General features: G+C 33.8%; 15 protein-coding genes. All 15 read right to left on the reverse strand.

The annotated features are described in order from the left end of the window. Positions 1-60: 60 nt before the first annotated feature. Positions 61-1,011 (reverse strand): glycosyltransferase family 2 protein, encoded by a 951-nt coding sequence (locus BG261_RS09790; RefSeq protein WP_070793147.1) that lies wholly within the window; start codon positions 1,009-1,011, stop codon positions 61-63. Positions 1,012-1,116: 105 nt separating this feature from the next. Next, complete coding sequence (add, locus tag BG261_RS09795) at positions 1,117-2,151, reverse strand: adenosine deaminase (protein WP_070793148.1); 1,035 nt, start codon at positions 2,149-2,151, stop codon at positions 1,117-1,119. A gap of 145 nt (positions 2,152-2,296) precedes the next feature. Beyond that, the gene (locus BG261_RS09800) at positions 2,297-2,827 is read right to left on the reverse strand and encodes an NUDIX hydrolase (protein ID WP_070793149.1); all 531 of its coding nucleotides are present in this window, start codon (positions 2,825-2,827) and stop codon (positions 2,297-2,299) included. Between the two features lie 147 nt (positions 2,828-2,974). Then, positions 2,975-5,761 carry an isoleucine--tRNA ligase gene (gene ileS, locus BG261_RS09805; RefSeq protein ID WP_070793150.1) on the reverse strand — a complete coding sequence of 929 codons (2,787 nt, stop codon included), beginning with the start codon at positions 5,759-5,761 and terminating at the stop codon, positions 2,975-2,977. Positions 5,762-6,029: 268 nt separating this feature from the next. Beyond that, positions 6,030-6,728, reverse strand: coding sequence for a DivIVA domain-containing protein (locus tag BG261_RS09810; protein ID WP_070793151.1), 699 nt, complete (start codon positions 6,726-6,728; stop codon positions 6,030-6,032). Between the two features lie 12 nt (positions 6,729-6,740). Further along, entirely contained in the window at positions 6,741-7,532 is a 792-nt protein-coding gene (locus BG261_RS09815; protein ID WP_070793152.1) for a YlmH family RNA-binding protein, read from the reverse strand. A gap of 1 nt (position 7,533) precedes the next feature. Then, on the reverse strand, positions 7,534-7,788 hold the full coding sequence (locus BG261_RS09820; RefSeq protein WP_070793153.1) for a YggT family protein: 255 nt from the start codon (positions 7,786-7,788) through the stop codon (positions 7,534-7,536). A 9-nt stretch (positions 7,789-7,797) separates the two neighbouring features. Beyond that, a complete protein-coding gene (locus tag BG261_RS11645; protein ID WP_233278926.1) occupies positions 7,798-8,499 on the reverse strand; it encodes a cell division protein SepF in 702 nt (233 codons plus the stop codon). Positions 8,500-8,501: 2 nt separating this feature from the next. Beyond that, on the reverse strand, positions 8,502-9,182 hold the full coding sequence (locus BG261_RS09830; protein ID WP_070793154.1) for a YggS family pyridoxal phosphate-dependent enzyme: 681 nt from the start codon (positions 9,180-9,182) through the stop codon (positions 8,502-8,504). Between the two features lie 5 nt (positions 9,183-9,187). Continuing rightward, positions 9,188-10,447 (reverse strand): cell division protein FtsZ, encoded by a 1,260-nt coding sequence (ftsZ, locus tag BG261_RS09835; RefSeq protein WP_070793155.1) that lies wholly within the window; start codon positions 10,445-10,447, stop codon positions 9,188-9,190. A gap of 14 nt (positions 10,448-10,461) precedes the next feature. Then, positions 10,462-11,820 (reverse strand): cell division protein FtsA, encoded by a 1,359-nt coding sequence (gene ftsA / locus BG261_RS09840; protein ID WP_070793156.1) that lies wholly within the window; start codon positions 11,818-11,820, stop codon positions 10,462-10,464. A 183-nt stretch (positions 11,821-12,003) separates the two neighbouring features. Next, complete coding sequence (locus BG261_RS09845; RefSeq protein WP_070793157.1) at positions 12,004-12,519, reverse strand: NYN domain-containing protein; 516 nt, start codon at positions 12,517-12,519, stop codon at positions 12,004-12,006. Further along, positions 12,520-13,386 carry a 23S rRNA (guanosine(2251)-2'-O)-methyltransferase RlmB gene (rlmB, locus tag BG261_RS09850; protein WP_083318325.1) on the reverse strand — a complete coding sequence of 289 codons (867 nt, stop codon included), beginning with the start codon at positions 13,384-13,386 and terminating at the stop codon, positions 12,520-12,522. A gap of 64 nt (positions 13,387-13,450) precedes the next feature. Further along, positions 13,451-13,873, reverse strand: a complete 423-nt coding sequence (locus tag BG261_RS09855; RefSeq protein ID WP_070793158.1) for a Mini-ribonuclease 3 — start codon at positions 13,871-13,873, stop codon at positions 13,451-13,453. Then, on the reverse strand, positions 13,866-15,239 hold the full coding sequence (gene cysS, locus BG261_RS09860) for a cysteine--tRNA ligase (RefSeq protein WP_070793159.1): 1,374 nt from the start codon (positions 15,237-15,239) through the stop codon (positions 13,866-13,868). The genes BG261_RS09855 and cysS overlap by 8 nt, the downstream gene beginning before the upstream one ends.

Consider the following 15,239-nt stretch of genomic DNA (forward strand, 5'->3'; position numbering starts at 1 on the left):
ATACACCCACAACAGTTGACAAAGAGCCAAAAAGATGAACTCTTCCGAGTTCACCTTTTTTTACTTCACAATAGTTAATTTTTTCAAATCTTTTTCAGTCTCACGAATAATATAAATTGGACGACTTTTTGTCTCTAAGAAAATTTTACTAATGTACCGACCAATAATTCCAAGCATGAGAAGATTTATACCACTACAGAACAATATAATAATTACAAGCGAAGGCCATCCACTTGTTCTGTCGCCAAAAACCAATGTGCGAACAATAATAAATATCGCTCCAATTATCGAAATGAATACCGATAACATTCCACCATAAGTAGCAATATTTAATGGTGCCTCTGAAAAATTAATAATACCTTCCAATGAGTATTTTAATAATGACCAAAAATTCCAGCTAGTCTCACCAGCAACTCGTTCACGATTTTCATACTCTAAATAAATTGTATTAAAACCAACCCATGTGAAAATACCTTTTGAAAAACGATTATATTCTCTTACTTCCAAAATTGCATCAACCATTTGTCTAGTCATCAATCGGAAATCACGCGCTCCATCAACCATTTCTGTTTGCCCAATTTTATTGATAATTTTATAAAACATACGAGCAAAAAAACTGCGTATTGGTGGTTCACCAGTACGGCTAACACGACGACATCCAACGCTATCAATATCTGGATCTTGGATTTTATTGAACATCTCTAACAGAAGCTCAGGTGGATCCTGTAAATCAACATCCATCACAGTTACATAATCACCAGTAGCATTTTCAAGACCTGCATACAAAGCAGCTTCCTTCCCGAAATTACGAGAAAATGAAATATAATGAACGTTGGAATTATTCTTAGCTAAGCTTCTTAAAACATCAAGTGTCTTATCTTTGCTTCCGTCATTAATAAAGATATACTCAAAATCCAAAGGTAGCTCGTCATTTACCTTTTGCATCTCAGCAAAAAATAATGGGATTGACTCTTCTTCATTATAACAAGGTACAATTACTGATAATTTCATAACTATCTCCAAATTTCTTTCTCATAAAATTTCTCAAGTGTTCTTTACATTATTTTAGCATATCTTTCACAAGATGTCGCTTTCCTACAAAAAATACAGCTAGGTCTAGCCAAGCTGATTATACTCTAATAAGATTTTATCAAGTAAAGATTCTTTTTCAATATCTGTTATAAATGATCCCTCTACTGCATTAATATTTACCTTCAAAAAATCAGCAATTGTAAAATCATACCAATCTCTGATTCTGCAGTACTCTTTCACCAAGTTTGTATTACTTACCGTCCTATTATCAGTATTGATAGTTACTGCAACACCAGCATCAAACAGTTCCTTAAAGGGATATAGTTCCAAGCTTTCAATAGCCTTAGTCTGAAAGTTACTAGTTGGAGCCATTTCAAAGGTTATCTTTTTTTCTTTAAGAAAAGAAAATTCATCTGGATTTTCATGAATAGCAACACCGTGGCCAATTCTACTTGCTCCAAGTTCAATTGAATCAAAAATATTTTGAGCACAGCCACATTCACCAGCATGAAGTGTCAAATTCACTCCTTTTTGCTTAACTTTTTCTAAAAGAGGGGTAAAAAGTTTTGGCGGAAAATTCTCTTCATCTCCGGCCAGATCAAAACCTACAATATAGTCAGAAATTAGATTTTCATCCTCTTCCGCAAAAATGTTCAATAAAGTCATTAATGTATCAACGCTTTCATGACGCAAGCCACATATGAGACCACGGACTTTAATATCAAAATCAGCTTCTGCTTGTTCAAAGCCTTTACAAATAGCTTTTGTAACTTCAATAATATTTAAGTCTTTTTTTGCATGGTGCATTGGGGCAAAACGAATTTCAATATATTTAACATTTTCATCAGCTGCCTGTTTAGCAACATCGTATGCTGCTAATTCAAGATTTTCTTTTGTTTGTAAGAGAGGTAATACGTAATCAAAACACGCTAGATAATCGAGTAAAGAATGAGTTTCTTGAGGTGCATGAATATTTACTTTTAAATCCTCATCTTTTTCTGGGAGCTGAATATTCTCATTTTTTGCCATTTGTCTGATGGCATCTATTGATAAAGAGCCATCTAAGTGACAGTGTAATTCAATTTTTGGCATTTCTTTAATAGTCTTATTGTCTAACATTTTTCATCTCCCAAAATTATTTCTCACCATAATACGACTTTTTGCAATTCTAGTCAAGCACTTTTTTGATTTTTTAAAGTTTTATATATAAAAACCGAACATTATTTCTGAAAATAGGAATTTAGTTCGGTTTAGTTTTAAAAATTTATTTAATAAATAAATTTGAATTGTTGAATAAATCACCAATTGCTTGCTGAATGATAATCTTATCCCTTAGAGTTAAAAACTTCTGTTGTTCAGTTTCTGGAATTTGGTATAGTAAAATCTTAATTCCTTCAAATAAGGGATACCAACTTATCTCAAGACCATCTTCTTCTTCGTGTGTATCCAAATTTTGATTTTGTACATTTTTATTACAAAGTTTCGCTAAGAAACAATAATTTGTTTGCTTATAGTCTTGCTTATTTCGTAATTCCACTACATTAGGAAGTTGTTTTATTATTTCACATCTCAATCCTGCTTCTTCTAATACTTCCCGTTTAAATGACTTAGATGGCTCTTCATCATTTTCAATTCCACCACCTGGTAATGTATAAAGATTGTATTTCAAAAATTTTTCAATCAGAATTTCATTTTTATCATTTAATACAATTCCTCGACTAGCATTACGAACTTGAGAAAACTTAATTGATTGATTATTACTTTCCTCATCTGAAATAATGATAGATTTGTTCATCCCATACCTCAATCATAATATTAAAATAGTATTTAATTTTATAATAAAACTAGTAGTGTTTCGTTGTCAGCTACTAGTTTTATTTATATTTGAAAGCAAAAGTAACTTTGGAATCAAAATTATTTTTACAACTTGCACGGCAAATTTTTAAGCTTCAAATCCTTCTGTTAATACTTCAGGAAATTCTTCTGTTACGATGTCTGCACAACGTTTACAGAAGTGCGCTAGGTGTTCGTTTTCACTTTGTCCAACTGTTAAGTCAGTACGACGACAACGATCACACACTTCACCTTCAGCATGCTTAACTGAAATAGCTACATCTTCAAATTGTTGAGCATCTGCTGGAGCATCACCATTAGCTACAACAAATTCTGAAACGATTAGAAGTTTTGCAATATCTTCATCCATAGATGCAAGAAGAGTTCTTACAACTTCATTCGGATAAACAGTAACGCTTGCTTCAAGTGATTTACCGATTACTTTTTCATCACGAGCTACTTCAAGAGCTTTTAATACTTCATCGCGGAAGTCCATAAATGCTGACCATGTATCAGTTAATTCTTGTGAATTAACATATTCAACAGTAGTTGGCATTTCAGCAAGGTAAACATATTCTTCCTTTTCATCCAAATATGACCAAATTTCTTCGGCAGTATGAGGGATGATTGGAGACAATAATTTAGTAAGTTTAACCAAAATTTCGTTAAATACAGTTTGCATTGAACGACGGGCTTTACTATCAGCTCCTTCGATATAAACAACATCCTTAGCGAAGTCTAAATAGAATGCTGATAGATCATTAGTTAAAAAGTTAAATACAGTTTTGTAAACAGTCATAAAGTCATATTTATTATATGCTTCAAGAGAGGCGGTAACAACTTCATTCAAACGGTTTAAGATATATTTGTCAGATCCTTGTAATTCTTCATAATCAACACTATTATCATCTTTAGAAAAATCACTTGTATTTGCGATTAGGAAACGAAGAGTATTTCTGATTTTACGATATGTTTCTGATACTTGACCAAGAATTTCCATTGAAACACGTACATCGCTCTCAGCATCAACACTTGCAACCCAAAGGCGAAGGATATCAGCACCGTATTGTTTAACGACTGTCCCAGGTGCGATGATGTTTCCAATTGATTTAGACATCTTACGTCCTTGTCCATCAAGAACAAAACCTTGTGAAAGAACTGCTTTATATGGAGCAACACCATTGATTGCTACACTTGTAGTAATACTAGAGTTGAACCAACCACGGTATTGGTCACTTCCTTCAAGATATAAATCAGCTGGGAATGATAATTCTTTACGTCCACGAAGAACTGCTTCGTGTGAAGAACCTGAATCAAACCATACATCCATGATATCTTTTTCTTTAGTGAACTCACCATTTGGTGAACCTGGGTGTGTAAATCCTTCAGGAAGTAAATCCTTAGCATCACGTTCCCACCAAACTTTCGAACCATGTTCTTTAAATAAATCAGCAACATGATTAGTTGTTTCTGGAGTAATAATTTCTGTACCATCTTCAGCATAGAAGATTGGAAGTGGAACACCCCAAGCACGTTGACGAGAAATTACCCAATCACCACGGTCACGAACCATGTTATAAAGACGAGTTTTACCCCAAGGCATCACCCAATCAACTTTTTCAACTTCCGATAAGATATCTTGACGGAATTTATCAATTGAAGCAAACCATTGAGGAGTAGCACGGAAGATAACAGGCTTCTTAGTTCTCCAGTCATGAGGATAGCTGTGAGTAAAGAAACTTAATTTTAGTAATGCACCTTTTTCTTCAAGTAATTCTGTAACTTTTTTATTACCTTCATCATAGAATAGCCCTTCAAAACCTGGTGCTTCCTCTGTATAGTAACCACGGTCATCAATTGGACTTAATACTGGAAGGTTATATTTACGACTAAAGAAATAGTCATCTTCCCCGTGTCCAGGAGCTGTGTGGACTAAACCAGTACCACTATCAAGAGTTACATACTCAGCATTCATTACAAGACTGTCACGATCATAGAATGGGTGACGAGCTATCATCCCATCAAGTTCACTTCCTTTGATAGTTTGAATAACTTCATAGTCAGTCCATTCAAGATTTTCAGCAACGTCATTTAATAAATCACTGGCAATAAGGAATTTACGTCCATCTACAGCAACTAAAACATATTCATAATCTGGATGAGTAAAGATACCCATATTTGATGGAATTGTCCAAGGAGTAGTTGTCCAGATAACAAATTCAGTATCCTCTGGTAATTTACCTTTAGTATCTACAGCTTTAAAAGCTACATAGATTGATGCAGATCGTACATCTTGATATTCAATTTCAGCTTCAGCTAAACTTGATTCACTAGATGGAGACCAATAAATTGGCTTTTGTCCTTTATAGATGTATCCTTTTTCAGCCATTTTGCCAAATACATGAATTTGAGCCGCTTCATAACTTGGATCAAGTGTAATATATGGATTTTCCCAATCACCCATAACACCAAGACGTTTAAAATCTGCTCTTTGTGTATCAACTTGACTAAGAGCATATTTACGACATTCTTCTAAGTAGTCTAGAAGATCCATCTCTTTACGTTTAACACCATTTTTTGCTAATACTTGTTCAATTGGTAGTCCATGAGTATCCCATCCTGGAACATAAGGAGCACGGAAACCTGCCATATTTTTATAACGAACAATTATATCTTTTGAAATTTTATTTAATGAGTGTCCCAAATGGATATTTCCGTTAGCATATGGAGGTCCATCATGTAGCATAAATGATGGTTTACCTTCATTTAATTCTTGACGTTTATTGTATAAATCAGCTTCTTCCCAGTTTTTTTGCCATTCTGGCTCTTTATTAGGAAGACCAGCTCGCATTGGAAATCCTGTTTTTCCTAAATTTAAAGTATCTTTAACTTTCATTATTCCTTACCTCGTTAATTTTTTAATATAAAAAAACGATCTCTCGTCAAGGGACGAAAGATCGTGGTACCACCCTAATTTATATGATAAATAAAGTTTATCATATATCTCAAACTCTTAACGCGAGTAACGTTCCAACTTACTATTTTCAGGAGAAATTTGAATCAGATGATAAAAGTACACTGAGTGATTACAAGGCTTACACCATATCCTTGCTCGCTTTAAATATCATAGTCTTTCTTGTTCTGAATTTTTACTTATTTTATTCTTATTTAGCTTCTGAATTAACTTTAATTTCTGGAACTACATCAACTTCTACTGTTGATTTTTCAGATTCAGCATTTTCAGCAAGTTGTTTAGCAGCTGCTTTAATTTCTTCAGCTGGCAACTTTGTTGTATATTGTTGATTACCTAGTGCTTCATCAATAACATTTTTCAAAGTTTCATCATGGGTTGGGATATATGTTGATACTGGTTTGAAAATTTCATCCCAATCTTCATTATTAATATTGTCCATTTGAGCTTGGACCAACAATTGTATTTTTTGATGGTATGAACGCATATTTCTCTTCAAATCATCAGTTTCTTTAACTAAACGAACTGCATCATTACGTGCTGTATCAAGAATCAATGCTCCTTCTTTTTTAGCACCTTCAATAATAATATCAGATTTTTGACGAGCATCTGTCAAAATGTTATCAGCTTCACTTTCAGCCTGTGCACGAACATTATCAGAAGTGTCTTGAGCAATTATTAATGACTTGTTAAGAGAATCTTTCATTTCTTCAAAGTAGCTAACTTTTTCTTTCAAATGTTTATTTTCACGTTCCAAATCTTTAACTTTTTGCGCGTATTCATCATAATCTCGAATAATAATATCCATAAATTCTTCAACTTCTTTTTTACTATAACCGCGCATTTCTTTAGAAAAGACTTTATTTTGGATATCTAAGCTATTTAAAACCATCACGTTCCTCCATTATTTTTTGTTTGTAATTTCCACTTCAACTCTATTCTTATCTTTTTTACTTAAAGAAAGCTTATTTATCAAAGTGAATCTTCCATATCCCCTAACACTTACTAAATCTCCGATTTCAAGTATAGTTTCTTTTCGTTCTTCTACTGAATAATTTAATTTAACAAGTCCTTTATCAATTAAATCTGCTGCTGTTTTTCTTGAAATATTAAAACTTGAAGCCACAAGTTTATCAAGACGCAGACTAGAGACGACTAATACTTTTTGTCTAGTATTAGAAACATTATTGCTTATAGTTATTAACATATCAAAAGGAACCTGATATAATTTTACACCTAATTTACCTATTTTACTAATATTTTCAGATAAAAGATTAGTAAATTTAGAATCTACGAAAAATTGAGCTTGACTATCAGAAACTATAATGTCACCAATTTTATTTCTTTCAAGTCCAGTTTGTCCAAGAATTGTTCCTAGTATTTGTGGATGACTAATCTTTGCAAATTTACTAGGGAAATCAATTTCTATCAAAGATAATTGAAAATCATCTAGAGTAAGTTCATAAAAATTTGGTGCTAAAATAATTTTCACCATTTCAGTTCTCACTATATCAAAACTTGAAAATATTTTTATATCAGCTCCATTAGCCAATGATTTCAATATCTCAACTTCTCTAGGGTTTAAAAAATTGGTAGAGATAACTTCGTAATTTTCTCTTACCCTATCCACCCAATCGCTAGCTTTGTCTATAAATTCCTTTTCTTCATGTTTAAAATGCTGATATATTTCATTCATATTAGAAAAGCATATTATAAATAATATATATAAATCTTTTAATTAATTGTAGTGCTGTAATTCCCGCTACAACAGTAAAATCAAATCCACCAAATTGTAATGGTAAGCTTTTAAAAAGATTTAAATAAGGCACGGAAATTTTCGAAATGATTTCTCCTACTTTTGAATCTCTCAAAGAAGGTATCCAACTTAGTAGCGCATATATAACAAGAACCCAGCTATATAAATCTATTAATTTAAAAATTAAATATAACAATTTTATCTCCTATAAGTCAAAATCATCATAATTTTGACGCGCTAACAAACTCATCTCTGCACTTGCCTCTACTGAAACACTTGATGGCGTTAATAAGAAAATTTGTCCACCAACATTTTGAATGTCCCCATCTAGAGTGTATACAACCCCGGTAAAGAAATCAATGCTTCGACGAGCTTGGTACTCATCCATTGTTTTAAAGTTAACTAAGACGCTTTCGTCATTTTTCACGATTGTTGCAATTTCCATTACATCGCCGTAAACTCTTGGCTCTTTAATTACAATTGTTGAAAATTTATCATCATTAGTCATTCTTTTATCTTGGCTCTTTCTTGTATTATTCTCTGTTTGTATTGGTTTATTATAAGTTTCTGTACTTTGTCTAGTAGGGGCAGATTGTTGTACCCTTTGATTCTGTCTATTTGAATCAGATTGTTGATTATATGTAGTATGCTGACTTTTACTACCAATAGTTTGTTTGTTTTCTTGTTTATTAACAGGTCTTGAATTTGGAGTAGTTGATTCTTGACGCTGCCTAATTGGTCGTTCTTGGTTTTTAGGAGAGCTAGTTTGATTTCTGTCTGACTGTTGACTAGTACTACTAGCTACATATCCAGTTGAACCTTCCTCAGAAAATTCTTCTTGCTCATCTTCGTCATCACCAAGAAAAAAATCTCGCATTCTTCCAAACACATCTTTTACATTATCCATAATTAATCTCGTTCCTTAAAAAATTCACTCCCGATCCTGACAAAAGTTGCTCCGTTTTCAATCGCAAGTTGATAATCTCTACTCATTCCCATACTTAATTCACTACAAGGAATATTTGGTAAGTTTAATTTCGAAATAACTTCTTGTAATTCTTTGGTTTCTGAAAAAATTACAGCAAGTTCTTCTTCTTGAGCATCAAACGGTGCCATAGTCATCAAACCGACAATTTTTATGTTTTTCAATTCGTTTAGGTCTTTTACTATATCAAATGCTTCTTCTTTTGTAAAACCATGCTTACTTTCTTCGCCTGAAACATTAACCTGTAAAAAACAATTAATCTCATGTTCTGCACGTTTACTAATTTCTTGCGCTAATTTCATCGAATCTAAAGCATGAAAGTAATCAACATAATTTATTACATCTTTAACTTTGCGTCTTTGAAGCGTCCCGATTAAATGCCATGTTATATCTAAATCATTCAAAGCATGATACTTATCTAGAAATAATTCAGCCCTATTTTCAGCTATGTTATTAATTCCTGATATTACAAGTTGTCGCGCAGCGATTTCATCTACGTATTTGGTTACACCAATTACAGTTACTGAATTCTCTGCACGACAGGCATGTTTTTCTGATTTACTCACATTATCGAGAACATTTAGTACATTCTCAGATATTGTCATGTTAATTATTTATTGTTACGGAAGAATGGAGGTGTATCTAAGTTTTCACCTTCATTTTGTGATGTTTGACTTGGAGCATTATATTTACTCACTGAAGCTTGTTCTTCACGATTTGTACTTTGTGCTGGACGTGGAGCACTTGTCTCACGTCTCAAATCCCACTCGCCAAAAGCAGATTGTTGATTTTGGTTATTTGAAGCTGTTTCTTTACGACGAATATCATTATTTGTTGAATATTCCCCAGAAGATGCACCTAAAATACGACGACGTGGTTGCTCTTGTTTTTGATTAACAACACGATTAACTTCTTCTTTATCAACACCAGTTGCAACAACAGTTACACGAATTTCACCTTGCAAACTATCATCAATTGCAGTTCCTAGTAAAATATTAACATCATTTCCAGCTGCTTGAATAACAATTTCCGATGCATCTTGAGCTTCAGTAAGACTCATATCAAGTCCACCTGTAACGTTTAAGAGAACATTTTCAGCTCCATCGATAGTAGTTTCTAATAATGGTGAATAAATGGCTTGGCGAGTTGCTTCGATAACACGATCGTCTCCCTCTGCAACACCAATACCCATTAGCGCATCACCTTTGTTTGCCATTACAGTCTTAACATCAGCAAAGTCTAAGTTGATCATACCAGGGCTTGTAATCAAGTCTGTTATTCCTTGTACACCTTGACGTAAAACATTATCAGCCTCACGTAAAGCTTCAGTCAATGGAGTTTTCTTATCAACAATTTCAAGTAAATTATTATTTGAAATAATTAATAAAGTATCAACATTTTCTTTAAGTTCAGCAATTCCTTCAGCAGCATGATAACCACGTTTTGAACCTTCAAATCCAAATGGACGTGTAACAACACCTACTGTTAAAGCACCTAAATTTTTAGCGATATTTGCAATTACTGGAGCAGCTCCTGTACCAGTTCCGCCACCCATACCTGCTGTGATAAATACCATATCACTTCCACGTAGGATTTCTTCAAGAGCTTCTTCACTTTCTTCAGCAGCTTTTCTTCCAACTTCTGGTTGAGCACCTGCTCCAAGTCCGCGAGTTAACTTTGGACCAATTTGAATTACTGTATCTGCTTTCGAAGAACGCAACGCTTGAACATCAGTATTAGCAGCAATAAATTCAACTCCACCAACTTGTTCTTCAACCATACGGTTAATTGCGTTACCGCCACCGCCGCCGACACCGATTACTTTTATAATTGCACCTTGATTTAAATCACCATCAAATGAAAATTCCATGTTTATTCCTCCTATTAGTCGAACATGTTTCCAAACATGTCTCTTACTCGGTGGAATACCCCACCTTCTTTTTTATTATCTTGTTTTACCTGCTCAGATGTTGATGTGACATTAGAAACAACCACATCATTTTCTTGATAAACAGGAATAAAGTTTGTATATTCTGTACTTTGAGAATTATGGCTCATAACGTTTTCTGTAGGTGACTCTAACTTAACCACCGCATTTTGAACTAAAGTTTCAATTTCACTTCGACTTCCAACATAGTTCACAATGCTTAAAACATTAGCGAAAATTGGATTTCTCAATCCCATTTCTGCTGGGACAAATAGTCGAACATTAACACCAAGAATTTGACTTGCTAATTCTACAATTCCAGGCATTGCTGCACCACCACCAATTAGAACAACACCTCCAGGATAGTCAATTGCTCTGCTTTGCTCTAATTCACGTTTAACGTGAGTAAATATTTGAGATAGACGGGCTTCTAAAATCTGTGCTAAATAATATTCATTGATAGCTTCAGGTTCATTTTTCCCAACTACGTCAACCAAGAAACGTTCCTCTTTACTCGCTCTTTCAGTGCTAGCTTCACCGTAATTAATTTTTAGATCTTCAGCAATCTCAATCGAAGTATTTAAAACAGTCGAGACATCTTTAGTAGCATAATCTCCACCTTCAGGACTTACATCTATATTTTGCAATTCTTGATCTTTTATTGCAATAGTTGAAGTATGTCCGGCACCCATATCAACAATTACAGTACCAAATTCACGTTCACCTTCATTTAAAACATATTTTGAAAGTGATAATGGAGTGATAACTATATTATCAACCACTAGTCCTGCACGTTCAACTGCCTTACGCAAGTTATGAATAATAGTCTTTGGTCCTGTATAAAGTAGACCTTTCATTTCAAGACGAACTCCAAACATTCCGCGTGGGTCAGTAATTCCTTCAAAACCGTCAACAGTAAATTCTTTAGGAACTACTGCGATAATTTCTCTCTCAGGAAGAACGCTACGTAGTAATGCATTGTCCACAACTTGATCGACATCATTATCTGTAATTTCTTTTGATTCATTTGATATTGGAATCATTCCTTGACAAGGATCAACTTCCAACATATTTGCAGGTAATCCCACATTAACATTTGTAATTTTAATTCCAGAACGTTCTTCTGCTGCTTCTACAGCTTTACGAAGTGAGGTTGCTACTTTATCGATATCAACGATAATTCCGTTCTTCAACCCTTCACTTTTGGCATTTCCTACACCAATTATATTCATATCCCCACGGATGTATTCAGCAACTAACACCTTGATTGTGTTTGTTCCGATATCTACACCCGTAAAAAGTCCACTTTTGGCCATGAAAGTGACTCCTTTCCTATTCTTAAAGTACATTATTATTAAAGTAGATAATATTCCTAATTCTAGATATTAACACTCATTCAATATTTTAACATAAAAACCGAGTAAAGCAATAACTTACCCTTGTTTTTATCACATTTCTTTTGGATTTTATAACAAAATTTTAAAACAATTTTTTAATATTTAATCCAGTTTATTCATAAGATTTTTCAGCTGATTTATCTGTTCTTCACTCCACTGAGTTGCTCTTGGTTTCACATCCATCAGAGAATTTGTAAAAGATTTCACATCTTTTTGACCTAAGTCCACCATTTTTTCAAGTTCTCGAGCGGAAATCCGAGCAGCCCCTTGGCTGAAAACAACCCATTGTTCTGCTAAGTCACTTGTAGCAACAAATACCTGTGTTAATATATCATTACATTCACCCGCTAAGCGTTCAATGTAATCATCAGCTGTTTCATCTTCTTCTGTAAAAACAACTAGTACATTGTACTTTTTATACGATGTTCTAACTCCTGGTACATATTGTGCATCAAAGACACACACAACCTCTATTCCTTCAAAATTGGCATATTCAGAAAGCTTTTCAAGTAAGTAATCACGAGCTTCTTCTAATCTATTTTGTTGAAATAGTGTATGAGTTTCTTTCCATGATCCAATCATGTTATACCCATCAACTATCAGTAGCTGTCTCTTCATCTAGAAGCCTCGCTTTCTGGCTACCTCATACATTAAAATTGCCCCAGCTACACTTGCATTAAGGCTTTGAACATGTCCACTCATAGGAATAGTGATCATCTCATCAACTTGTTTTTTTATGTTTGTAGAAACGCCTTTGCCTTCGTTACCGATAATTAAAGCTATCTTCCCTTGAGTATTCCAATCTGTGTACTTTGTACCATTCATATCAGTTCCAAAAATCCAGAAACCATCATCTTTGAGTTTATCAAGTGTTTGGCTAAGATTTGTTACTCGACTTACAGGTACATACTGGACAGCTCCCGTACTTGCTTTTACAGCAGTTGGTGTAATTCCAACTGCCCTATGTTTAGGAATGATTACACCTGTAACTCCAGTTACATCTGCTGTTCTTAAAATAGAACCTAAATTATGAGGATCAGTTAATCCGTCAAGAATAATTATGAATGGATTATCTTGGTCTTCTGAATTTGCCAATTTCAGCAGATCATCAAGATCTGTGTATGCATATGCGCTAACCTTCAATACAAAACCTTGGTGAACTCCATTATCGCTCATTTTATCAAGTTCTTGTTTTTTCTCAAAAGATATTGAGACTTTTTTATCAGCTGCAAGAGCCTTCATCTCCTCCAAGTTCTTTCCTCTGAGATCTTCTTGGATATATAACTTGTTACCAGTATCAGCCTTCAAAGCTTCTACAACAGCATGTACTCCATAAACAATGTCATTAGCTCTAGTTTCATCTTCCCATTCATTTTCTTCAGCTTTTTTATCTTGCCTTACAAAATCTTTTTTATTATTTTTTCTTGGGCGATTAAAATCTTTTTTAAAATTTCTGTCAAATTTCTTATTATCTTGTTTTCTCATGTCTTTTCCTATTTCTATAAATAATAAAGTCTTACACTAATTATAGCATAAGACTTTATATCAATTAATTACGTTCACCTAACAGTTTTGCTTGTTCCTCTTCGATTTTCGCAATACACCAGTTAACAACTTCATCCAATCTTTCAGTTTGTCCAGTAAGATGAAGATATCCCATAACTGCTTCAAATCCTGTTGATATACGATATGTTAAAATATCAGCATTTTTTGCTTTAGTTTTACTGTTTGCATTTCTTCCTCGTTTGAAATAAGTCCATTCCTCTTCAGTCAAAAGGCTCGCTTCTTCCATCTGACTAATTAGCCAAGCTTGTGCTTTTGCTGAAACAAATTTAGTTGCAGATTTGTGAAGTCTATCCGGTTTTGTCAAACCATTAAAAATCAAATGATCCCGTACGTAGACTTCATAAATCGAGTCTCCCGCATAGGCAAGAGCAATTCCATTCAATAATTTAACATCAACTTTAGCCACGTTTCCACCTTACTCCATCTGGAGTATCTTCTAAAATAATTCCTTGTTCTGACAATTCATTTCGAATTGCATCAGCAAGGGTAAAGTCACGATTTTTTCTAGCAGTTTGTCTTTCCTCAATTTTTGCTTCAATATATTCATCATCAGTTTCTTTTGAAGAATTTTCTTCAAAATCTAAGCCAATAATTCCATTTATTTCGTCAAAAAGTTTTTTTGCTTCTTGGCTCGAACCACCAGAATTAATAAATTTTATAAAGTCATAGAAAACTGTTAATCCATTGGCAATATTGAAATCATCATCCATTTCTTGGATAAATCTGCCACGAAACTCATCAACTTGAATTTCATTGTCAGCATCTTTTCCATTTGATAAATCAAAGATTAAATTTTCGTATGCATTCTTTATCTTTTGCAAGTTATTTTCAGCATCACGAACATTATCATCTGAAAACGGCAATGGTTTACGGTAATGAGTAGTTGCTAAAAAGAATCTCAAAACTTGAGGATTTGCTACTTCAAGCATTTCATGAACAGTTTTAAAGTTTCCAAGAGATTTACTCATTTTTTCACCGTCAGCTGCTGTTACAAATCCATTATGCATCCAATAATTAGCAAAAGTTTTTCCAGTTTTACTTTCAGATTGTGCAATTTCATTTGTGTGATGTGGAAACTCTAAGTCTTGTCCTCCACCATGAATATCAATTGTATCACCTAAAATTTCAGTTGCCATTACTGAACACTCAATGTGCCAACCAGGACGTCCTGGTCCCCATGGACTTTCCCATGATGCCTCATCATTCTTGACTGATTTCCATAATGCAAAATCAAGCGGGTCTTCTTTAAACGATTCATTATCTAATCGTCCACTTGCACCTTCTTCAAGTTCAGAGATATTCTTGTTGGCTAATTTCCCATAATCAGGAAATTTACGAACTCTAAAATATACATCTCCATTGACTTCATATGCAAATTCTTTTTCAATCAAAGTCTCTACAAACGAAATTATCGAGTCCATAAAGTCAACAACACGTGGATGTTGACTTGCTTTTTTGACACCCAAAGAAGTTACATCATCGAAAAAGGCTTCAATAAATCCATCTGAAAAATCTTTAATATCAAGACCTGCAGCTTTTGCACCTCTAATTATTTTATCATCTACATCCGTGAAGTTTGAAATATAGTTGACTTCAAAGCCACGGTATTCCAAATATTTGCGTATCATATCGAAGGCTACTACACTTCTAGCATTTCCGATATGGATGTAGTTATAAACTGTTGGTCCGCAGACATACATCTTAACTTTCCCAGCTTCCAATGGTATGAAATCTTCTTTTTTTCGACTTAAAGTATTATAAATTTTAATCAT

The sequence above is a fragment of the Floricoccus tropicus genome, assembly GCF_001832905.1.
Lineage (GTDB): Bacteria > Bacillota > Bacilli > Lactobacillales > Streptococcaceae > Floricoccus > Floricoccus tropicus.